At 41.2% G+C, this 22153-nt stretch carries 23 protein-coding genes; 14 read left to right on the forward strand and 9 right to left on the reverse strand.

Annotated features, from left to right (window positions below):
* Window positions 1-14: 14 nt before the first annotated feature.
* Complete coding sequence (gene aspS / locus ACHFIZ_RS03120) at window positions 15-1760, reverse strand: aspartate--tRNA ligase (protein ID WP_410882761.1); 1746 nt, start codon at window positions 1758-1760, stop codon at window positions 15-17.
* Between the two features lie 194 nt (window positions 1761-1954).
* Between aspS and ACHFIZ_RS03125 the strand changes: the two genes are divergently transcribed.
* The 5 genes from ACHFIZ_RS03125 to ACHFIZ_RS03145 all read left to right on the forward strand — a co-directional run bounded on the left by ACHFIZ_RS03125 (window position 1955) and on the right by ACHFIZ_RS03145 (window position 5975).
* Window positions 1955-2104 (forward strand): sigma factor, encoded by a 150-nt coding sequence (locus ACHFIZ_RS03125; protein ID WP_410882763.1) that lies wholly within the window; start codon window positions 1955-1957, stop codon window positions 2102-2104.
* 181 nt (window positions 2105-2285) lie between these two features.
* Window positions 2286-3068: a TerC family protein gene (locus ACHFIZ_RS03130; protein WP_410882765.1), complete on the forward strand. Its 783-nt coding sequence runs from the start codon at window positions 2286-2288 to the stop codon at window positions 3066-3068.
* Between the two features lie 15 nt (window positions 3069-3083).
* A complete protein-coding gene (locus tag ACHFIZ_RS03135; protein ID WP_410882767.1) occupies window positions 3084-4139 on the forward strand; it encodes a nucleoid-associated protein in 1056 nt (351 codons plus the stop codon).
* 51 nt (window positions 4140-4190) lie between these two features.
* Window positions 4191-5726: an MFS transporter gene (locus ACHFIZ_RS03140; protein ID WP_410882769.1), complete on the forward strand. Its 1536-nt coding sequence runs from the start codon at window positions 4191-4193 to the stop codon at window positions 5724-5726.
* A gap of 9 nt (window positions 5727-5735) precedes the next feature.
* On the forward strand, window positions 5736-5975 hold the full coding sequence (locus ACHFIZ_RS03145; RefSeq protein ID WP_410882771.1) for a DUF6814 family protein: 240 nt from the start codon (window positions 5736-5738) through the stop codon (window positions 5973-5975).
* Window positions 5976-5979: 4 nt separating this feature from the next.
* Here ACHFIZ_RS03145 and ACHFIZ_RS03150 read toward each other — a convergent pair whose 3' ends face one another.
* On the reverse strand, window positions 5980-7164 hold the full coding sequence (locus tag ACHFIZ_RS03150) for a class I SAM-dependent rRNA methyltransferase (RefSeq protein ID WP_410882773.1): 1185 nt from the start codon (window positions 7162-7164) through the stop codon (window positions 5980-5982).
* A gap of 259 nt (window positions 7165-7423) precedes the next feature.
* Between ACHFIZ_RS03150 and ACHFIZ_RS03155 the strand changes: the two genes are divergently transcribed.
* From ACHFIZ_RS03155 to ACHFIZ_RS03170, 4 genes are all read left to right on the forward strand, one after another.
* The gene (locus ACHFIZ_RS03155) at window positions 7424-7759 is read left to right on the forward strand and encodes a tRNA-binding protein (protein ID WP_410882775.1); all 336 of its coding nucleotides are present in this window, start codon (window positions 7424-7426) and stop codon (window positions 7757-7759) included.
* Window positions 7760-7774: 15 nt separating this feature from the next.
* Window positions 7775-8248: a nucleoside deaminase gene (locus tag ACHFIZ_RS03160; protein ID WP_410882778.1), complete on the forward strand. Its 474-nt coding sequence runs from the start codon at window positions 7775-7777 to the stop codon at window positions 8246-8248.
* An 86-nt stretch (window positions 8249-8334) separates the two neighbouring features.
* Window positions 8335-8943 carry a superoxide dismutase gene (locus tag ACHFIZ_RS03165; RefSeq protein WP_410882780.1) on the forward strand — a complete coding sequence of 203 codons (609 nt, stop codon included), beginning with the start codon at window positions 8335-8337 and terminating at the stop codon, window positions 8941-8943.
* 148 nt (window positions 8944-9091) lie between these two features.
* Window positions 9092-9349, forward strand: coding sequence for a hypothetical protein (locus ACHFIZ_RS03170; RefSeq protein WP_410882782.1), 258 nt, complete (start codon window positions 9092-9094; stop codon window positions 9347-9349).
* A gap of 341 nt (window positions 9350-9690) precedes the next feature.
* Here ACHFIZ_RS03170 and ACHFIZ_RS03175 read toward each other — a convergent pair whose 3' ends face one another.
* Genes ACHFIZ_RS03175 through ACHFIZ_RS03185 form a run of 3 tightly spaced genes read right to left on the reverse strand, consistent with a single transcriptional unit; the run spans window position 9691 to window position 13309 of the window.
* Window positions 9691-11427: an arylsulfatase gene (locus tag ACHFIZ_RS03175; RefSeq protein ID WP_410882784.1), complete on the reverse strand. Its 1737-nt coding sequence runs from the start codon at window positions 11425-11427 to the stop codon at window positions 9691-9693.
* Window positions 11415-12374, reverse strand: coding sequence for a formylglycine-generating enzyme family protein (locus ACHFIZ_RS03180; RefSeq protein WP_410882786.1), 960 nt, complete (start codon window positions 12372-12374; stop codon window positions 11415-11417). The genes ACHFIZ_RS03175 and ACHFIZ_RS03180 overlap by 13 nt, the downstream gene beginning before the upstream one ends.
* 2 nt (window positions 12375-12376) lie before the next feature.
* Window positions 12377-13309 (reverse strand): hydrogen peroxide-inducible genes activator, encoded by a 933-nt coding sequence (locus ACHFIZ_RS03185; RefSeq protein ID WP_410882788.1) that lies wholly within the window; start codon window positions 13307-13309, stop codon window positions 12377-12379.
* A gap of 129 nt (window positions 13310-13438) precedes the next feature.
* Here ACHFIZ_RS03185 and trmB point away from each other — a divergent pair, with 129 nt between their 5' ends.
* Genes trmB through ACHFIZ_RS03200 form a run of 3 tightly spaced genes read left to right on the forward strand, consistent with a single transcriptional unit; the run spans window position 13439 to window position 15009 of the window.
* A complete protein-coding gene (gene trmB / locus ACHFIZ_RS03190; protein ID WP_410882790.1) occupies window positions 13439-14095 on the forward strand; it encodes a tRNA (guanosine(46)-N7)-methyltransferase TrmB in 657 nt (218 codons plus the stop codon).
* Window positions 14096-14102: 7 nt separating this feature from the next.
* A complete protein-coding gene (locus tag ACHFIZ_RS03195; RefSeq protein WP_410882792.1) occupies window positions 14103-14429 on the forward strand; it encodes an MGMT family protein in 327 nt (108 codons plus the stop codon).
* Window positions 14430-14445: 16 nt separating this feature from the next.
* The gene (locus tag ACHFIZ_RS03200; protein ID WP_410882794.1) at window positions 14446-15009 is read left to right on the forward strand and encodes a DNA-3-methyladenine glycosylase I; all 564 of its coding nucleotides are present in this window, start codon (window positions 14446-14448) and stop codon (window positions 15007-15009) included.
* On the opposite strand, the gene ACHFIZ_RS03205 is transcribed toward ACHFIZ_RS03200, so the two are convergent.
* Complete coding sequence (locus ACHFIZ_RS03205; protein ID WP_410882796.1) at window positions 15010-15690, reverse strand: hypothetical protein; 681 nt, start codon at window positions 15688-15690, stop codon at window positions 15010-15012.
* Between the two features lie 371 nt (window positions 15691-16061).
* Between ACHFIZ_RS03205 and polA the strand changes: the two genes are divergently transcribed.
* Window positions 16062-18875: a DNA polymerase I gene (gene polA, locus ACHFIZ_RS03210; RefSeq protein ID WP_410882798.1), complete on the forward strand. Its 2814-nt coding sequence runs from the start codon at window positions 16062-16064 to the stop codon at window positions 18873-18875.
* 20 nt (window positions 18876-18895) lie between these two features.
* On the opposite strand, the gene ACHFIZ_RS03215 is transcribed toward polA, so the two are convergent.
* Window positions 18896-19573, reverse strand: a complete 678-nt coding sequence (locus tag ACHFIZ_RS03215) for a metal-dependent hydrolase (protein ID WP_410882800.1) — start codon at window positions 19571-19573, stop codon at window positions 18896-18898.
* Window positions 19574-19588: 15 nt separating this feature from the next.
* Window positions 19589-19894, reverse strand: a complete 306-nt coding sequence (locus tag ACHFIZ_RS03220; RefSeq protein ID WP_410882801.1) for a YbaB/EbfC family nucleoid-associated protein — start codon at window positions 19892-19894, stop codon at window positions 19589-19591.
* A gap of 330 nt (window positions 19895-20224) precedes the next feature.
* On the opposite strand from ACHFIZ_RS03220, the gene ACHFIZ_RS03225 reads away from it, so the two are divergent.
* The gene (locus tag ACHFIZ_RS03225; protein WP_410882803.1) at window positions 20225-20827 is read left to right on the forward strand and encodes a GIN domain-containing protein; all 603 of its coding nucleotides are present in this window, start codon (window positions 20225-20227) and stop codon (window positions 20825-20827) included.
* 77 nt (window positions 20828-20904) lie between these two features.
* Here ACHFIZ_RS03225 and namA read toward each other — a convergent pair whose 3' ends face one another.
* Complete coding sequence (gene namA, locus ACHFIZ_RS03230) at window positions 20905-21975, reverse strand: NADPH dehydrogenase NamA (RefSeq protein ID WP_410882804.1); 1071 nt, start codon at window positions 21973-21975, stop codon at window positions 20905-20907.
* Window positions 21976-22153: the final 178 nt, after the last annotated feature.

The following is a 22153-nucleotide window of genomic DNA, read 5'->3' on the forward strand; positions in this document are numbered from 1 at the left end:
AGTTCCCTTTTTTGTTATACTGTAGTTTGAATCTTTAATTCTTTTAACTGTTTGTCGTCGATTGTTGATGGACTATCAATCATTACATCTCTTCCGGAATTGTTCTTAGGAAAAGCAATCACATCTCTGATACTATCCAAGCCAGCAAATATTGAACACAATCTATCGAAACCAAATGCAATACCTCCATGTGGCGGAGCACCAAATTCAAACGCATCCATCAGGAAGCCAAATTGTTTTTGTGCCTCTTCAGTAGAAAACCCTAAATGCTTAAACATTAAAGCTTGTAAAGCCCTGTCGTGGATCCTAATCGATCCACCGCCGATTTCAGTACCATTAACTACCATATCATAAGCGTTTGCCCTTACTTCGCCAGGATTGGTATCAAGCATATCGATATCTTCTGGTTTAGGTGAAGTAAATGGATGGTGCATGGCATGATACCTTTCAGAGTCCTCATCCCATTCCAATAAAGGGAAATCAAGTACCCAGAGTGCACTAAATTTATTTTTATCACGCAAACCAAGTCTGTTACCCATTTCTAATCTAAGCTCGCTCAGTTGCTTGCGCACTTTATCAGTACCGCCAGCCATGATCAATGCCAAATCACCAGGCTGTGTATTTAATGCGGCTGACCATTTTTGCAATTCTTCTTCACCGTAGAATTTGTCCACCGAAGATTTTAGGGAACCATCTCCATTGTGCCTTAAGTAAATCAGCCCAGTTGCGCCAATCTGTGGGCGTTTAATGAAGTCGGTAAGCTCATCAAGCTGTTTACGGGTATAACTTGCACATTCTGATGCGTTGATTCCAATTACCAGCTCTGCATTGTCAAATACAGGGAAGTCTTTGCCCTTCACAATATCCGTAAGCTCAACAAAGGCCATATCGAAACGGGTATCAGGTTTATCAGAACCATATAAACGCATGGCATCAGCATATTGCATTCTTGGAACTTCTGGGAGATCTATGTCTTTAATCTCCTTAAATAAAGTGCGAATCAAGCCCTCGAAAGTATTCAATATATCTTCTTGCTCGATGAACGACATCTCACAATCAATCTGAGTAAACTCAGGCTGCCTATCTGCACGTAAATCCTCATCTCTAAAGCATTTTACGATCTGGAAGTACCTGTCAAATCCAGAAACCATTAACAATTGTTTGAAAGTTTGTGGCGACTGTGGCAGGGCATAAAATTCACCGGCATTCATCCTGCTTGGAACTACAAAGTCACGTGCACCCTCAGGTGTAGATTTGATTAGAACAGGAGTTTCAACTTCAATAAAGTCAAGCGCATCTAGATACCTGCGAACAGATTGGGCCATCCTATGGCGCAATACCATATTATTTCTAATTGGATTTCTTCGCAGATCCAGATAACGATATTTCATTCTCAAATCATCACCTCCATCCGTTTCATCCTCAATCATGAACGGTGGTAATTTAGCTGCATTTAATATCTCAAGCGCAGTGATTTTGATTTCCACTTCGCCGGTTGGCATTTTTAAATTTTTATTAGAACGCTCAACAACAAGGCCGCTAGCTTTGATTACAAATTCACGCCCAAGGCTTCTTGCTGTTTCACAAAGATCAGTATTATCATCCATGTTGAAAACGAGCTGAGTAATTCCATACCTATCTCTGATATCGATAAAGGTCATTCCTCCTAAATCTCTCGATTTCTGCACCCAACCGCACAAGACTACATTTTCCCCTAAGTTCTTTATGGTTAAAGCACCGCAAGTAGTTGTTCTTAACATCTTAAATTTATTAAGCGGCAAAAATATTGATTTTGAACCACATATTGTAACAGCTCTTGATTTTACTTGGTATATTAAATTATTCAGGCAGCGTGCAACGATTCAAAAAATTAGCTTTCCTATAGAAAACAGTTAATCTTCGCGTCGGAATAAGAAAGGCACAATTTGAGCTATAAAAATTGTATGCGAAGGCAATGTATAACGTTTCGCTTCGAATTGTAAAAGATGAAGATGAAGCCGAAGATGTTCTGCAAAAAGCTTTTCTTGATGCCTTTACCAGGCTGGAGACATTTAGGGATGAAACAACTTTTGGGGCTGTGGCTAAAACAAATAGTCATCAATAAATCGATAAACCAGGTCAGAAAGGGTAAAGCGGAGCTTATGAGTCTTGATAGGACTGACCTCCCGGATGAATCAGCACATATTAAGGAAGGCCTAGAGTACCAGATTAAAACCAAATAGTATCGAAGCTTGTTGAGTTAATCAGCAAGCTTTTTTTATCTTAGCCAGCATCAAAACTACCACATGGAATTTTTAAGCAGTCCTGAAGCCTGGATCTCACTCCTCACCTTAACGATACTCGAGATCGTACTGGGTATCGATAATATTGTATTCATCTCCATTCTAGCAGGTAAACTGCCTGCTGACCAGCAAAAAAGAGCGCGTACAATGGGTCTCGGACTTGCTATGTTTACCCGGGTATTGCTTTTGTTCTCGTTAAGTTGGGTGATGAAGCTGACTACCCCTCTGTTCAATATCGGCGATTTAATCGGCGTGACCAATGCAGAATGGCTGGAGAAAATGGCCATTTCTGGAAGGGACCTGATCCTGATCATTGGAGGGCTTTTCTTGATCTACAAAAGCACCCACGAAATCCACAATAAGCTGGAAGGCGATGAAGAGGAAAGCATTAAAGGAAAAGCGCAGTCTTTTGTTGGCATCATCGTTCAAATTCTGATTCTTGATATCGTGTTCTCGTTAGACTCTGTAATTACTGCAGTTGGTATGGCAGACCATATCGAAATCATGGTTGCTGCCGTTGTTATTGCAGTTGCTATTATGATGGTATCTGCGTCGGCCATCAGTAACTTCGTCAACAACCACCCAACTGTTAAAATGCTTGCATTATCCTTCTTACTGTTAATCGGTGTTTCGCTATTAGCAGAAGGACTGGATCAACATATTCCTAAGGGTTACATCTATTTTGCTATGGCCTTCTCAGTACTGGTTGAGATGCTTAACCTGAAGATGAAAGGGGATAAAAAAGAACCTGTCCATCTTAGAAACACACCCACTGAAGACAAGTAGGTTCAATAAATACGTATGATTTCATTTTTTGAGGCCTCACTGGCCGAACTTTCCATCCATAGGATCGGAAACAAATCGCAGGACGAGTTCTATATCTTGTCTGAGCAGTCAATTGCCTTAAAAGACAACCTGCTAAGCAACCTGCTTCAACAATATTTCTTAAGTCCATTTGAAAAAACTAATGAAGCTTATCGGTTTTTCCATCCAAATACAGACCTCAATCTTAATGAAGTTTATCATTTTGCTGCAGAGATCTTTGAAAACGGAGAAAAGTTCCACAGCAACAGTAAGGAGCTGGCAAAATATCTATACGATGTATCCGGACATCCAAAAATCAAAGCCGGTGAGCTCTATGTAGCTTTTTTTGAGAATGTCCAGATAGAGGGAGAGCTACACGATGCCATTGGTATATTCAAATCTGAAACTAAGGAAACCTTTCTAAAAGTATACCCTGAAAATGGTGGCTTCGGACTTAGCTATGAAGAAGGTGCGATCAATATCAATAAGCTTGATAAGGGATGCCTAATCTTCAACACAGATAAAGATGAGGGTTTTCGAGTAGCAGTCATAGACCAGACCAACAGAAGTGCTGAAGCGGTATATTGGAAAGATGAATTCCTCAAGCTGAAGATCAGAAATGATAGCTTTAATCAGACCAACAACGTGCTTGGTGTGTATAAAAACTTTGTAACAGAGCAATTGGATCAAGATTTTGAGATCTCTAAGGCAGATAAAATTGACTTGTTAAATAAGTCCATGAAATATTTCAAGGAGAAGGAAAGCTTTGATCTGGATGAGTTCTCTAATGAAGTTATTGGGAACGAAGAAGGGATCAACTCTTTTAAAAACTACAAAAAGAACTTTGAAGAAGAACTTGACGCGCCAATACCCGATAACTTTGATATTTCAGGAGCTGCGGTAAAAAAACAGGCCAGGGTTTATAAAAGCGTTCTCAAGCTGGATAAGAACTTTCACATCTATATCCATGGAAATAAGGAGTTGATAGAAAAGGGGTATGATGACGATAAATCCATGAACTATTACAAAGTTTATTTTAAGGAAGAGCAGTAGTTTTCATAATAAATTGTAGATTTATTTTCATAGCCAAATAGACCCGCATTAATGAGTAATGAACCTCAACAGAACAGTATTTTTAAAGTAATAGGTGCCTCCTCCCTCGGCACATTAATAGAATGGTATGATTTTTACATTTTCGGAAGCCTTGCCACTATTATTGGAGCTCAACTTTTCCCTGCTGATGCAGGTGCGTCTGCACTCATAAATACCCTTGCCATCTTTGCTGCAGGATTCATTGTTAGGCCTTTTGGGGCTTTAGTTTTCGGTCGCCTTGGCGATCTTATTGGTAGAAAATATACTTTCTTGTTGACACTTGTGTTGATGGGCGGATCTACTTTTCTTATCGGTTTGGTTCCTTCCTATGCCACCATCGGTTATGCTGCTCCTATCTTGGTACTTATCTTAAGATTGGTGCAAGGTCTTGCTTTAGGTGGAGAATATGGTGGTGCAGCGACCTACGTTGCTGAGCATGCTCCGGCAAATAAACGCGGCTTCTTTACCAGTTGGATTCAGACCACCGCTACAGGCGGTTTGTTCCTTTCATTAGGAATTATTGTTGTAACTAAAAACCTCTTAGGAGCTGAAGTATTCGCTGATTGGGGTTGGAGAATACCTTTCCTACTATCAATTCTTTTAGTCGGCGTTTCTATTTACATCCGCATGAAAATGCATGAGTCGCCGATGTTCACTAAACTGAAAACAGAAGGTAAAGTCTCCAAAAATCCACTAAAAGAAAGCTTTAGTAACAAAGCAAACTTCAAAATGGTGCTCCTTGCGCTATTTGGTGCAACTATGGGGCAGGGGGTGATCTGGTATACCGGACAGTTTTATGCCCAATCGTTCCTTGAAAATACTTGTAAGGTTGATTTCAATGATTCGCGGTACATCTTGCTGTGGGGAATAGCTTTCGCTACACCTTTCTTTGTCATCTTCGGCTCCTGGAGCGATAAGGTTGGTCGTAAATGGATTATGCTTACTGGAATGCTACTTGGAATTATCTTCTACCGACCAATCTATCAGGTATTTCTCGATGATACTGATGTCAAGAAAGTTACTGGACAGGACATAAAATCTTTCTCTGAGCCGGTAATTACCCGCGTTCAGGTAGCGAATACCAGAGATACTTTAATGACGGCAACTTCAATTATTACACTAAAAAGTGGAGGCTCCTATACGCAGGTTCAATCCTATACAAAGTTTCAAGACCCAAACAAAATCTCCTTAATCCCGCCTGATGTCTATAAAGATAAAAAGCTTTCTACTCCAGTCTTTTGGAAATTTGTAGGATTGGTGTTCTTCCAAATTTTATTGGTTACGATGGTATATGGTCCAATAGCCGCCTTTCTTGTAGAGCTCTTCCCAACCAAGATCAGGTATACCTCCATGTCCTTACCTTATCATGTTGGGAATGGGGTGTTCGGCGGACTCGTACCATTTATCGCTACTTTGATCGCAAGTTTCTCCGGCTCCACACCGCTTTCCGGACTATGGTATCCAATCGGAATCGCCGCATTAAGCTTTGTAATCGGAGCAATTTATTTGTCCAATAAAAAACCTGACCATGGAGAAGGCAACAACTAAATAAAGAAGATGAACGCATTAAAAAAAGCATTAGGCTTATTCTGGATGGTTTTAGGACCAGCATCTATCCTATTCATGTTTATCCAGGCGATTGACAAAGTAGGGTTAGCGCCTGAAGGAGTTGCCAAAACAAACACCGCCCTTCAATGGGGAATCATACTTTTCATCTTTATTCCAATAAGTGCAGGATTAGTAATCTTCGGATACTATGCTTACAAAGGGGAATACGATAAGCTTCCTGAAGAATAAAAGCCTATAATACCCTAAGCAGCAGGCCTTTCAAGTATTCTCCCTCTGGGAAAGACAACCTAATGGGATGATCCTCCGGCTGATGGAATTGCTTGATGATCTGAACCTCTCTACCTGCGTCAAGTGCTGCCCAGGCAATGATCTGTTTAAAAGTTTCCATATCAACCGCGCCAGAACAGGAATAGGTTGCAAGAATACCTCCTGGCTCCAATAAAAGCATCCCCAGTCTATTAAGATCTTTGTATGCCCTTGCCGCACGGTCAAGTGCAGCGCGTGATGGCGCATATTTTGGTGGATCTAGTACTATGACCCCAAACTTTTTATTTTCGTCCTTAAATATCCGTAATTGCTTGTTTACGTCACATTGTATGCTGGTCTGGCTCTCTTCGGAAAAGCCGTTGAGTTTCAGATTATGTTTTAAAGTTTCGAGCGCTAATGCAGAACTGTCTACACTGGTCACATGCGATGCGCCAGCTTTCAGACTATTTAAAGTAAAGCCTCCGCTGTAGCAGAAACAGTCTAAAACACTTTTTTCTTTTGAATACGCCGCAAGAATTTCTCTATTGTCACGTTGGTCGCAGTAAAAACCAGACTTTTGCCCGTCGGCAATATTAATGTGGTAAACCACACCGTTCTCTTTTACTTCAATAAACTCAGGCGGCTCTTCTCCCCATAATAATCCCTGCTCAGACTCCAGGTTTTCATGTTTACGCGCAGCAGCATCACTCTTGTCGAAGATCCCTTTCGGATTCAATAAAGACCTCAGGATGTTAATAATCGTATCCTTAACGTTTTCAATACCCGCGCTTAAGATTTGAACCGATAGGAAGTCGGCATATTTATCGATGATCAATCCTGGTAACAAGTCTGCCTCACTAAATACCAGTCGGCAGGTGTTGGTATGCTCATCCAGAATGTGTGCCCTAGAGGCGATTGCTTTCTCCAGCTTCTGCGTGTACCAGGCTTCGTCGATCGTTACTTCCTGATCCCATTCCATTAATCGTAAAGCAACTCTGGATTGGTCGTTAAAATACCCATAAGCAAGAAATTCCTGGCTGGCAGACCACACTGCTACAATTTCGCCATTAGCTGGTTTGCCTTTAATCTTGTCTAACGCTCCTGAAAAGATCCAGGGGTGGCGAAGAATTGCAGCTTTTTCTTTGCCTTTTTTAAGGATGATATCGATCATAGCGCAAAAGTAACAGAAAAATTAAGCGTTCTCCTCTACGGCTGGAATCTTTTGCACTGAAGAAGTGCAAAATTTCCTAGGCCGACGATGAGAAGCTGAATTTTTTAGAAAAGAAGAGGGAAAGAAGAGGGAAAGAAGAGGGGAAGAAGAGGGGAAGAAGAGGGGAAGAAGAGGGGAAGAAGAGGGGAAGGGCGGGATATAAACTTTGTAGCCGTCTTTTGTTGGGAAATTGTAATTTCGATTAGTTAAACGATATGTTATGGAAGAGATAACCTGGGATGATTTTGAGAAGGTAGAACTGAGAGCAGGAACGATACTCGAGGTATTTGAGTTTCCTGAGGCCAGGAAAGCTGCTTACAAGCTAAGGGTGGATTTTGGTGAGTTTGGTGTTAAAATGAGCAGTGCGCAGATTACTAGTCGTTATACCATTTCTGAGTTGGTTGGAAGGCAGATTGTTGGAGTGGTTAATTTCCCTAAAAAGCAGATTGGTAAGTTTATGTCTGAGTTTTTAGTCACAGGCTTTGCAGACGAACATGGAAATATAGTACTAACTGCCTTGGCGGGGACGGTTCCTAATGGAAGTAAAATGATATAGTTATATCTTTGGCACATGAGTTTTTACAATTTTTCTGATGACAATAACCCGCAAGCGGAAGATGAGCACTTTATGAATCTGGCTTTGCTGGAAGCTAAGAAAGCTTTTGACGCAGAAGAAATTCCTATAGGAGCCATTGTGGTATGTAAGGGTAGAATTGTTGGGAGAGGTTATAATTTAACGGAGCAGCTTAATGATGTAACCGCACATGCAGAAATGCAGGCATTTACAGCAGCAGCTCAAACCCTTGGAGGAAAGTATTTGCGCGATTGTACTTTGTACGTCACAATTGAGCCATGTGTAATGTGTGCCGGTGCAAGCTACTGGACCCAAATTGGACGAATTGTATATGGTGCTTCCGAGCCAAAAAGGGGCTTCATTAGCAAGGGAGTTAGCTTGCTTCATCCCAAGACAGTACTCAAAGGTGGCATACTTGCTGAACCTTGCGGCGTACTGATGACTAAGTTTTTTCAGAACAAAAGAGGGTAAAAAGTTGTTATATTTGGTAGGAACAATGCAGGTTAAATTACTTTAATTTGCATTAGAAATAAATTTTTAACCTTAAAACATATCACATGGCTTTTGAATTACCTGCGTTACCTTACGCAACAGACGCATTAGAACCGCATATTGATAAAACTACTATGGAAATTCACCATGGTAAACACCATCAGGCTTATGTTACCAACCTAAATAAAGCATTAGAAGGTAAGCCAGAGGCTACTCAAACCATTGAAGAAGTCGTTAAAAACATATCTAAATTTCCAGTTGCAGTTAGAAATAACGGTGGTGGTCATTACAATCACTCTTTGTTTTGGGAAGTAATCGGTCCAAACAAAGGTGGCGAGCCAAAAGCTGACCTTGCTGAAGCAATCAATGCTGCATTTGGATCATTCGCCGACTTTAAAACTAAATTTGCTGAAGCTGGTGCTACCCGTTTCGGTTCTGGATGGGCTTGGCTTAGCGTAGGTACAGACGGTAAATTGGCCGTTTCTTCTACCCCTAATCAGGATAATCCATTAATGGATATCGCTGAAGTTAAAGGCACGCCAATTCTTGGAATGGATGTTTGGGAACATGCTTACTACTTAAAATATCAAAACAAAAGACCAGATTATATTGCTGCATTCTGGAATGTCGTAAACTGGGATGCTGTTGCTGATCGTTTCAAAAAGGCGAAATAGTACTAGCTTAATATGTAAAACAGGCTGTATCATTGATAAAAAATGATCAGCCTCTTTTTTGTGCTTATAGTTTTTTAGATTATTTTACACGTTCGATGTAACATTGATTCAATATTAATTTTAATACCCGGTAACTTAAATTGAGCGTATGAAGTATATTTTAATGTTTATTGTTTCCTTTGTATTAATATCAGCACTCCCGTTTCTCTGGAATCAATTTTCATTTGTTGAAGCAGGCTTTCCGTTTCCTTACCTGCATATAACGATTGTTGATCATCCGGAGATGAATTATACAGTATTCAGGTATGTAAAGCTCAATTTAGTGTACGACTTAGCCTTAGTAGGGATTTTTGTTTGGATAATCACTAAATACAGAACAACCATCAAAACTAAGATCAACACTTAGCGAGTTATCGCCGGACTTGGCATATTCACCCACTTTACCTTTCTAAATAGGTCGCCCACTTGAAGTATTAATAGCCTGGGCTATCTCAGATACTAGCTGCGCTCGATTTGGGATTGTACACTGCTTTTAGGTAAACAGTATGTAACAGGTAGTTAAGTAGGAGTTAAAAAGGAGTTGATAGGGATAATATCCCTGTTACCTCCCTGTTACGTCCCTGCTATGTCCCTGTTATCTCCTTGTTAATTAAGACCAGTTCCCGGATTATTCCATAATCTGTTAACTACAGGACCCTAATTAATGTCTTTAAAGTTAAGTTGAATTATCGGGAATATCAGTCTGTATTATGGTTTAGGTAGCACGTGGTGTTTAGTCGCCCATTCATCCCACATTTTGGTCAGCTTAGCCACTTTTTCCGGATATTGTGCAGCTAGATTTTTCATTTCTGCCTTATCGTTTTTCATATCAAACAACCTCCAGCTGCGGTCGGGACCTGCAACTACCAGTTTCCAGTTTTGGTACCGTACGTACTTACTGCCTTCATGCTCATTAAACAAAGGTCTTTCGCCTGTTAGAACCTTGCCTTGAAACACCGGAGCTAAACTTCGGCCTTCAAGCGGGGTGATGTCGTTGCCGTTAAACTCCTTCGGATATTTTGCGCCTGCAACATCAATACAGGTTGCCATGAAGTCCATCACATGGCCGATTTCGTCCGTTCTTGAGCCTTTATTTTTGATTCCCTTTGGCCAGGAAACAATCATAGGTGTATGTATCCCACCTTCTAACGACTGATATTTCCATAGTTTGTAAGGTGTATTGGCTACATTGGCCCAGTTTGGTCCGATAGAAAAGAAGCTGTTTTCTCCGCCTGGCATCACGTTTTTATATCTGGTATAGGAAACTGGTGCCCCAGCTCTGGTTTGATCCGGCCGATCAAAACCGGGCCCATAACCATCACTCATTTCTGCACTGGCTCCGTTGTCGCTTAGAAAGATCACGATCGTATTGTCTATCTGACCGGTCTGCTCTAATGTTTTCATCATTTTTCCTATGCCCTGATCCATGCGATCGATCATTGCGGCATGAACGGCCATTGTTCTTGCGTCAAATTCTTGATTTGGATTGTTCGCCCATAACCTGTCTGCCGGGTTTCTGTCTGATAGTTTTGTGGTCGCCGTGTCGATTAAACCAAGCTTAGCCATCTTTTCATAGCGCGCCTTTCTAATGGCTTGCCAGCCCATTTTGTAGGTGTCTTTGTATTTCTCTATGTCTTCCGGCAGGGCCTGCACAGGCCAGTGAGGTGCATTATGAGCCACATATAAAAAGAAAGGAGCATTTCCTTTGCTGAACTCCTTAATGTATTCAGATGCCTTTTCATTGATCGCATCGGTATGGTAGTAATTTTTCGGAACTGTAGTTACAGGCTTTGTACCTTCAACCAGACTAAATGGGTCAAAGAAATCAACTACACCCCATATTGTTCCATAAAACTTTTCGAAACCTCTATTTGTAGGGTATTGATCAAGAGGCGAAAATAGCGGATGCTCCGTTTTATGGTTCAGCCAATTCATCTGATCTTGCGAATTTTTCTGTACAATCGTGTTAGATACGTGCCACTTACCAGTCATCGCTGTGCGATAACCTGCTTGCTTTAATACCTCAGCAATGGTTACTGTGTTTTTTCCGAGGTAGCCACGGTAGCCCTCGTCATTTTGAGGAGTGGTCATGTCACCAATACCGGCATCATGGTTGTATAGCCCTGTTAACAAAGAAGCCCGGGTTGGACAACACCTGGATACATTATAAAATTGTTTGAATTGAATGCCTTGCTTTGCGATTTTGTCTAGGTTTGGCGTGTTAATTTCGCCTCCGTAGCAACCTAGATCTGAGTAGCCAAGGTCATCTGCCATGATCAGAATAATATTAGGACGCTTATTAGGTTTTGGTTTAGGGTTGGCTGCGAATGCAGCGTAGGGAGCGCAGGCGGTTAAAATAATAAAACCTATAAAAGCATGCTTGAGGTAATGAAGCTTCATGTAAATGGTATTTTTAAGGAAAGATACGAGAATTATTTTACACATCGGAAGCCAGTATGCTCCAGCCCGGTATCGGCAGAACTGGTCATTTTCTTATCGATGCGGTATCCTTCGCAGTAGGAAACGTTGCATAAAAAGGAGCCACCTTTCACTACTTTTTCCCCATGTTCATCATCAGCGCACCATTCCCAAACGTTCCCGGCAAGGTCATACACACCATAATCGTTAGCAGGAAAAGAGCCTACTGGTGCAGCGCGGTAAAAGCCATCGCGGTTGGTGTTGTTGTAGGGGAAGTCGCCCTGCCAAGTGTTGGCTTTTACCTTATCCTGATCAATGTCTTCATTGCCCCATGGAAACTTGGAATCGGACTTGCCACCATGCGCTGCTTTTTCCCATTCTGCAGCAGTAGGCAGGCGTTTACCCGCCCAATTGGAATAAGCGACAGCATCTTCCCAGGAAACATGCACCACTGGTTGTCTTTCGATTCCTTTAAGACTGCTTTTTGGCCCCTGTGGATGTTTCCAACTTGCGGCTTTCGTCCATACCCACCATGCTCCCGGATTGTTCACATTAACTGGTTTGGTTGGCGCATGAAATACTAGGGAAGCAGCCACGAAGACGCTGTCAGGTGGCTTAGGCGTACCTGGAGGTAGTTGCTTTTGCAGGTCTTCCCACTTGGGAACGCGCTCTGCTGTGGTAACATATTTTGTTGCTGCAACGAACTTTGAGAATTGTGCATTGGTCACCTCCGTTTCATCCATCCAAAAGCCAGTCTGGCCTTCTGATTCGGGGATCCATACCATGCCGGTGTCACTGCTAGTCCCGTTTTTTAGGATCGCCTTTGACGGCATTACCCCAAACCGCTTAGGCAGATTGCTAGAGCAGTCGGCCGCTACTATTGCTTGGTTTTTACCAGCGTCATCATTACTGCCGAATTTACATCCGTAAGTGCAGCATATTATTAGCAAGAAATACACAATAACTTTGTTCATGACTATATCCCTATAACGTCCTTTTTCTTTTTTTGGCGCATTGTTTTGGGTATCACGGCAAGAATTTCTTCTTTCAGCGCATTGAGTGTGCGCTTTTTAATAAAATTTTTATGCGTTACCAAACTGATCTCCCGAACGGGTTCAGGTGACTTAAAATAACGAACTTTGCTCAATTGTTTGTTGCTTAATTCCTCTAAAGCCAACTCCGGTAACAATGTCGCACCATTGTTCATATCGACCATCCTGATCAGTGTTTCTACGCTTCCAGTGTTGTAGGTTAGGCCCTGAAGGCGGTTTTGCTTGGTGGAGCGACAAATGTTTAACACTTGAGAACGCATGCAATGCCCTTCATTTAACAACCAGATGTTCTCGTCTTCCAAATCATCGGCATCAATTGTTTTCTTTTTAAACAGCTTGCTATTTTTGCTGATATAAGTCACGAAGTTTTCGTAGTAAAGTGGCGTTTCCTGAATTGTGGCATCTGCAAGAGGAGTAGCAAGAATTCCACAATCTAACACCCCTGTTTTTAAGTGGTGAATGATATCTTCCGTAGTATATTCCCAAATCAAAAGATTGAGGCCGGGGTATTTTTCCATCATAGCAGCGATGACTTTCGGCAAAAGGTAGGGTGCAACGGTGGGGATGATGCCGACTTTAAGTTCGCCAACCACATCTAGCTGCTGACTGCTTATCAGTTCTTTAACCTTATGGCTCTCCTGCAAAATAACCCTTGCCTGCTCGATAATTTGAGCGCCGATTTCCGTTGGGATTACTGGTTGCTTACTTCGGTCGAAAATCTTTACGTTTAGCATTTCCTCGAGCTTCTGCACCTGCATGCTCAACGTTGGCTGGGTTACGAAACACTTCTCTGCAGCACCCACGAAGCTTCTGTAGGTATCAACAGCCACGATATATTCCAACTGTACTAAGGTCATATAGTTAAATCTTATTTGTTTTCTCAAAGATATCAATTTTAGCTATCGTTCAATATTAAATTCCGGTTACTATATGAAGCAGAATGACAATTTCTTTAAGTTTGTAGCCAGTCAAATTAATTAATACACGTGGGCAAAGACAAATTACGAAAGTTTGCAGAGATAGACACCTTTCCAAATGTATACCAGATGGAAGAAGGTAAGGTACTTAAAGGCAATTGGGGAAAAAATCATTTTAAAAATGGCAATCCTATTGTGTTGGAACTTGCTTGTGGTAAAGGTGAGTATGCAGTAAATCTTGCTAAAATGTTTCCACAAAAGAACTTCATCGGCATAGATCTTAAGGGCAACAGAATTTGGAGAGGTGCACGTACAGGTGTAGATGAAGGCCTTATGAACCTTGCGTTCTTAAGGATTCAAATTGAAGACATTGTAGAATACTTTGGAACAGATGAAGTTGACGAGATTTGGATTACATTCCCAGATCCACAGCCTCAAGAAAGTCGTGAAAAAAAGCGATTGACCTACCCGGGCTTTCTTGCAAAATATAGGCATTTCCTTAAGTCGGACGGTAAGATCAACTTGAAGACAGATAACGATGGCTTGTATCTTTATACTATTGAAATGGTAGCGGAATTGGGTTTGAGTTCCTTTAAAAACACTAATCAGCTGTATAAGTCCGAGTTTTATGACGAGGTTTTATCTATCAAAACTCATTATGAACGCATCTATCTGAAACACGATAAGAATATTAATTACATTCAATTCTCTTTGGATAAACTTTAATTGCACTATGGAAGAGTCTTTCTATGATCAGGTGTTTGAATTGGTTAGATTGATTCCTGAAGGGAGGGTGACTTCTTATGGAGCCATTGCCAGGAGCTTAGGCTCTGGTGGTTCTGCAAGAATGGTGGGTTATGCGATGAGCAATGCAGGATTGTCTCATCCTCCAGTCCCCGCGCACCGGGTAGTCAACAGCACAGGATTGCTGACTGGTAAATTTCATTTTTCGCCTCCAGAACAGATGGAAGAACTTCTGCAAGCAGAGGGTATTATTGTAGTAGACAATAAAATAAAGAACTTTAAAGTTGTTTTTTGGGATCCAATGCTGGAGCTTTAGGCTGTATATAGAAACCATGGAAGAAATAAAAGTTCGTTGTAGCTGGTGCGGTACTGATCCGCTTTATGTGGAATACCATGATGAGGAATGGGGCAAGCCCGTTTACGACGATAAAACCTTATTTGAATTCCTTATTCTTGAAGGTGCACAGGCGGGTTTGAGTTGGATTACCGTCTTAAAACGTCGTGAAGGTTATCGAAAAGCTTTTGCAGATTTCGACGTGAAAAAGGTAGCTGCTTTTGATGAGAATGATGTTGCGCGTTTGCTTAACGATCCGGGCATTATAAGGAATAAGTTGAAGGTGAACTCGGCAATTAGAAATGCGCAGTTGTTTATAGAAATTCAACAAGAACACGGCTCATTCTCTGACTTTATGTGGGGTTTCCTACCCAATAAAGCGCCTATTCAAAATCAAATTCATGGAATGGAAGATGTGCCGGCTAGAACAGAAATTTCTGATTCCATCAGTAAAGACATGAAAAAGCGTGGCTTTAAGTTTTTTGGCTCAACGATTTGCTATGCACACATGCAGGCTACTGGAATGGTAAATGATCACCATCTGGATTGCATTGCTAGATAATTATTTTTTAGCAGTGTTGTAGGTGGAAACAATCGATACCAAAGATTTGCCATCAATTGTTTCCATTGCTTTTATTTTAGTAGCAAGTTCATCGTCGTTCGTTAGCTTTTGGAGTAAGATAGCCTTAATCGTCGGCGTTTTTGCAGCCGCAGTGGCATTATCAACTAAAATTTCCTGCATTGGTCCTGTTCCAAACTTTTCGATAAAATAAGTTGTCGGCATCATAGCTTTTGTTGGCAAAGTGGCGTTGTTCCTACCGCCTCCCAGGCTAATACCAGCTCCCATACCAACACCCCCAAATCCGCCGGTACCACCACCAATGCCAAAAGATGGCCTGACTTTAGCTCTCTTTTGAACAGGCTCCTCAACAGGTACATTGCCTCCTATCGAGTATAAATTAACAGCTCCCAACTCTACGACTTTGAAAAAGCGGTACTCCAGGTCTTTGTTGATCAATATAGGTTTACTTACAAAAGTCTCCCCGTTCCAAAGAAACTCTTTGATGTCTTTAGATTTGAACATAACGACCGACTCATCATCTTTCTTTAGCACCACGTTGGAAAGGTCTGTTCCCTTTATGGTGCCCCTAACAAAGTTTCCTTCAGAAATTACTACGGCATCTTGTGCGTAAATGTTAAAGGGAATCGCTGAAAGGACATAAAGAAGAAAAAGTATACGCATTGACTTAACCATAGTCAAATAACGGGAATTCTATTCTAGTTGTATAAGAACAGCAAAACATTATTTTTGGGTGTCTTTCAGGTTTCCTGAAGTTATCTTTTATCTTATCTGTCGCGTATTGTTTTCGATCCTTAATATTCTTGGCATGCGCCAGGAATTTAGTTACAATATAGGTTGTAAGAAGATAGGCGCCCAGTGTTTATTCAGCTCCTTATTCTTCAGGATTGAACCTACGGCGTCTGCGTTGAGAAACATTTCTGTTCCGATTTGTTTCGTGATCATGCCAGCCAGCTGTTAAAAAGGAGCGTAAGAATTCTTTTCATATCAATGAATGATTCTTACCTTTATCCATACAACAGCAAAAGAATACAATGAAAAAACTCTTTCTTCTTGACGGTATGGCGCTCATTTACAGAGCTCATTTCGCCCTCAGCAAAAACCCACGTTTCACTTCTACTGGAATAAACACTTCAGCAGTGATGGGATTTGCCAATACCTTGATGGAAGTGCTTAAAAAAGAGAAACCTAGTCACATTGCCGTGGTGTTTGATACTGATGCACCTACAGAAAGGCACATAGATTTTGCGGCCTATAAAGCCCATAGACAAGCCATGCCGGAAGACCTTTCGGCGGCTCTGCCATATATCTTTAAGCTTATTGAAGGGTTTAAAATTCCTGTCATCACCATGGATGGTTTTGAAGCCGATGATATAATTGGAACATTGGCTAAGGAGGGAGAAAGACAAGGCTTTCAAGTATATTGTATGACGCCTGATAAAGATTTCGCTCAGTTGGTATCAGAGAATATTTTCATTTATAAACCAGCTAGAATGGGTAATGATATGGAAATTATGGGTGTTACAGAGATTCTAAATAAGTGGGAGATTGAGAATGTTGAGCAGGTCATCGACATCCTTGGTCTCTGGGGTGATGCTGTTGACAATATTCCGGGTGTTCCCGGCGTGGGAGAAAAAACTGCAAAACTGCTGATCAAGCAGTATGGGTCAATCGAGAACATTATCGCTAATGCCCATGAACTCAAAGGTAAATTGAGAGAAAACGTTCAGAACTTTGCAGAACAGGCGATGGTTTCCAAGAAACTGGCAACGATTATACTAAACGTTCCTGTCGCCTTTGATGAAGAGGCTCTAATTCTGGAGGAGCCTAGTCGGGAACTATTGGAACCTTTATTTACAGAGTTAGAGTTTAGGACCATTGGAAGAAGGGTGTTTGGTGAAGAATTTAGCGTTGTAGATTCCAAAGGGCAGGTTTCATCGCAGTTTGATCTCTTTGGAAACACAGCTATACAGCCTGAATCGACTGCAAAGGTTTTTGTGACAACACCTGAAATGTTCGAGGAAGCAAGAGAGGTTAAGACTATTGAGAATACGCCGCATGATTATAGGCTTGTTGATACTCCGGAAAGCAGGAAGGAATTAATTGAACTGCTGTTAAAACAGGAACGGATATCGTTTGATACAGAAACCACAGGTATCGATGCCAATATTGCCGATCTAGTTGGCTTGTCATTTTGTATCAAACCAGGGGAAGGTTACTACATTCCTTTATCTGCCCTAAGAAACGAAGCGCTACTAATTCTTGAAGAATTCAGACCAGTTTGGGAAAGTGACCATATTGTAAAGGTAGGCCAGAATATTAAATATGATATGCTGATTTTGAAGTGGTACGGCATAAATATTAAGGGCAGGCTTTTCGATACGATGCTAGCCCATTACCTAATTGATCCGGATACAAGGCACAATATGGATGTGTTATCTGAAAATTATCTCTGCTACTCGCCTATATCTATCACTACTTTGATTGGTACAAAAGGAAAGAATCAAGGCAATATGCGTGACGTGGAAGTGGAGAAAGTGGTGGATTATGCGGCCGAAGATGCAGACGTAACCCTTCAACTTGCAGATACTTTTGAGCCCATGCTCAAAGAATTAAATGCCGAAAAACTGGCTACAGAGGTAGAAAATCCTTTAATCTATGTCCTTGCAGATATCGAAAAAGAGGGTGTTCGTATAGACATGGATACCCTGATCAATTATTCCAAAGAACTGGAAATAGAGATTAGGAAGTTTGAGCAGAATGTATACGAAAAATGCGGAGTAACCTTCAACCTTGCTTCTCCAAAACAATTGGGAGAAGTGCTCTTCGATAAGCTTTGCCTCGATCCGAAAGCTAAAAAGACCAAGACTGGTCAGTACCAAACGGGAGAAGATGTGTTGATGGCACTTGCGGGGAAGAGTGATGTAGTTAAAGACATCCTGGATTTTCGTCAGTTACAAAAGCTTAAATCTACTTATGTGGATGCCTTGCCATTATTAGTGAATCCGAAAACAGGACGTGTTCATACCAGTTACAATCAGGCTGTAGCGGCCACAGGCAGATTAAGTTCTAATAATCCGAACCTCCAAAATATACCCATCCGTACAGAACGCGGTAGGGAAGTACGAAAGGCATTTATTCCTCGTGATGAAAATCATGTTTTGTTATCTGCCGATTATTCACAAATAGAACTCCGGATTATCGCTGATATCAGTAAAGAAGAAAATATGCTTTATGCTTTTAACAATGGCATAGATATTCACACCGCTACCGCTGCAAGGGTTTATGGTATTGGTATAGAAGAAGTAACCTCCGCCCAAAGGCGTAATGCAAAGGCAGTCAACTTTGGAATTATATATGGGCAGTCGGCCTTCGGCCTTTCACAGAATCTGGGTATTCCGCGTAAGGAAGCCGCTGAAATCATTGAACAGTATTTTGCTCAGTATCCCGGTATTAAGAGGTACATGGCTGATACGATGAACTTCGCTAGGGAAAACGGTTTTGTGGAGACCATTTTAGGAAGAAGGCGTTATCTGAGAGATATCAATTCGGCTAATCAGACTGTTCGAGGGTTTGCGGAACGAAATGCCATAAATGCACCTATCCAGGGTTCTGCTGCTGATATGATTAAGGTAGCAATGATCAATATTCATAAGGACATTCAGGAAAGGGGATTACAGTCCAAGATGACCATGCAGGTGCATGATGAGTTGGTATTCGACGTTTTAAAGACAGAGGTTGAGGTGATGAAAGAGATTATTACGCATCGAATGAGAACAGCGATAAAGACTTCGGTGCCTATTGAAGTAGAGATAGGAGAAGGAGAAAACTGGTTAGCCGCACACTAACCAGTCGTTAAATTTATTTGTTAAAGCTCAATTGTCTCGCCTATGGCTGGCAATAAAAGCGTCTTGTTTTCTCTCTTGAATTTAGAAAGAGCTTCATCTTTATCGATTTCTATCTGGGGCATCGTATCATAATGTACTCCGATTACTTGATCACAGTTAAAGTATTGGGTTGCAATTAGGGCATCATCAACGTCCATAGTAAAATGGCCACCTATAGGAAGAATAGCATAATCTAATTTGTAAAGATCAGCCAGGAGTTTCATTTCCATTGTTAGTGCGGTATCACCGGCAAAGTAGATCGCTTTTTCTTCCAGCTCCAGCACATAGCCGGCTGGGTTTCCGCCGTAGCTTTCATCAGGTAAAGCGCTCGAATGCGTGGCCCAAACCATCCTTACCTTTCCAAAGTCAAGCTTCATACTGCCGTAGTTCATAGGAATTAGCTTTTTCAAGCCTTGTTTACCTGCCCATGCGGCAACCTCAACCATGGCCACTACCTGTGCATCAGTTTGCTTTGCAATTTCTACCAAGTCGGCTAAATGATCTGCATGACCGTGACTAACAAAGATATAGTCGGCCTCTATGCTTTTAATATCGATATTTTTTGCCAGTGGGTTGTGGCTGATGAAAGGATCGAAAAGGAGTTTCTTGCCTTCTGCTTCCAATAGGAAACAAGATTGGCCATAATATGTATACTTCATATTTAAGAGTTAAATCTATTGACCAAACATTCCGCCAAGACCGCCAAGCATGTCTTTAGTCATGGCCGACATTTCATTTGCGCTCACTTGTTCTGCTTGTGTTAACGCGTTATTAACGGCTGTTAACAGTAGTTCTTCCAGCTCTTCTTTATCTGCATCCTTTAAGAATGTTTCGTCGATTTCGATTCCGGTAATTACTTTATTAGCGGTTGCAGTTACCTTAATTGCACCACCTTCCACCTCTCCGAATACTGAGATGGTATCTAATCTTGCTTTTATTTCATCAGCTTTTTGCTGGGCTGCCATTAGTTTATCGAACATATGATTTGATTTTATTAATTAAACGAAATTAATGAGAATTGGTTTATTCGGCGAAGGATTAAAATAAAAAAGCGGCTTGCTTTGGGGCAAACCGCTAAACATCATTGGTAGATGATATGTTTTTCAAGCTTATGTATTGTTACCTACGAAAGAATAGTGCCAATGGTTGTCTGTTGGGAAAATAAATGTTGTGCCCGTTCGTCGAGAAATTACAGGCGTTCGTCTAGAAGTTACTGATGCTGGTATATTATGGGGTTTTTGCCTGCAACGTTTTGGAGTTGATGACGTCTTAATAACAGAAAAACAAAAGAAATCTTAAAACATAAAAACATGAAATCTCTAACAAAAACAGTATTCGCTGTAGCCTTAAGCGCATTAGTATCCCTTTCATCAGCAACGACAACTTTCGCAGCTGAGCCAGCTATAACTTTCAAATCAACTCCTGCTTTATCCGGCTTCAACAAAATCTGGGTAAGTGGAAATGTGAAGATTGTATTGACGCAAGGCGAAAAAGAATCAATTATAGGAATGCAAAATTTTGATGCAAAAAAAACTTCTGTATTGAGTAAAGGACAGACGTTATACATTAATTCGACAGAATCAGATAGGGTCACACTAAATATTACGGTAAAAGATTTGCAGCGTGTACAAGCATATGGACATTCAGTAGTTGTAACTAGCAACAACTTTGATGTGAAATACCTTCAATTGTTTCTAAACCAAAGTGCAAAAGCAAAGATCAACACTACGGCAGGGAGCATATATACCGTGGTGAAAGATGATGCAGTATTGAAATTGACAGGTACAGCACAGCAGAGCACAATGGTAGCCAGCAACATTAAAAATGTTAAGATGGCTGATTTTGCAAGCTTGAAATCAGTGCAATATGCTTCTGAAGCGATTATGACAACTGAGTTAGCGCTAAGCAAATAGAAAAGGATCAGTGAGGGAGATAATGAAAGAGGCATTTGGTTTAATTACCTGATGCCTCTCGCGTTTAGTAAATTTCCTTAATGCTTGCGCTTTGCCCTATCGTACTGATCAGGCCATTTGATGTCATCATTTAAAACTGCTGCAGCATGGAGTGGGAAATATGGGTCTCTTAACAATTCCCGGGCAAGAAAAATTAAGTCTGCTTTCGATTCCTTCAAAATATCTTCAGCCTGTTGGGGTTCCGTAATCAATCCTACAGCTCCGGTCAAAATATCTGCACCTTGTTTAGCGGCTTCAGCGAACTGAACCTGATACCCAGCGGAGACAGGAATCTTCTGATAAGGTACCAACCCTCCTGACGAACAATCAATCAAATCAATACCTTTATCTTTTAAAATCTTAGAAAGCTGGACAGATTCCTCAATGTTCCATCCGCCTTCTGCCCAATCGGTCGCAGAGATCCTTACGAACAAAGGGTTTTCTGAAGGCCATTCGTTCTGTACTTCTTCAATAATCTCCAGAAGAAAGCGGATTCTGTTTTCGAAACTCCCCCCGTATTGATCCGTACGTTTATTGCTCAATGGAGAAAAAAACTCATGGATGAGATAACCATGCGCGGCATGCAATTCAATAACCTTATAGCCGGCAGTTAATGTGCGTACTGTGGCGGCTCTAAAGTCTGCCTTTACCTCTTCAATATCTTTAATGGTCAATTCATGAGGAATGGTGTCACCTTCGTTGAAGGGAATGGCACTTGGTCCATAAGGGATCCATCCACCTTCTTGTGCACCGAGGCATTTGCTTCCTTTCCAAGGAGTGTCAAAGCTCGCTTTTCTACCTGCGTGTGCCAGTTGGATACCGGCGATAGAACCATTTTTATGGATAAAGTCCGTTATTCGTGTTAGCATTGGAACGTGGTCATCGCTCCATATCCCTAGATCTCCCGGAGAGATTCTTCCCTCAGGGGATACCGCTGTCGCTTCCTGAATGATTAGTCCTGCGCCGCCAACAGCCCTGCTGCCCAAATGAACGAGATGCCAATCGCTCGCATAGCCATCTATAGCGGAATATTGACACATTGGAGAGACAACGATCCTGTTTTTAAGGTGTACGTTTTTTATTTTTAGTGGCGAAAACAATAAACTCATATTATTCTTTATTTATTACAATCAAAGATCAGCTGAAATGGTTTTAACTTTGATCATTGAAGTTTCATCTTTGGCAAGGAAATTGAACTTAATTATATGTTAATTCCGTACTGCTAAAATGTAAAAAAATCAAAAACGTATTGCACAACTCAATATTTATTTAAACCTTTGCGCATCA

It is taken from the genome of Pedobacter sp. JCM 36344 (genome assembly GCF_046546555.1).
Classification (GTDB): domain Bacteria; phylum Bacteroidota; class Bacteroidia; order Sphingobacteriales; family Sphingobacteriaceae; genus Pedobacter.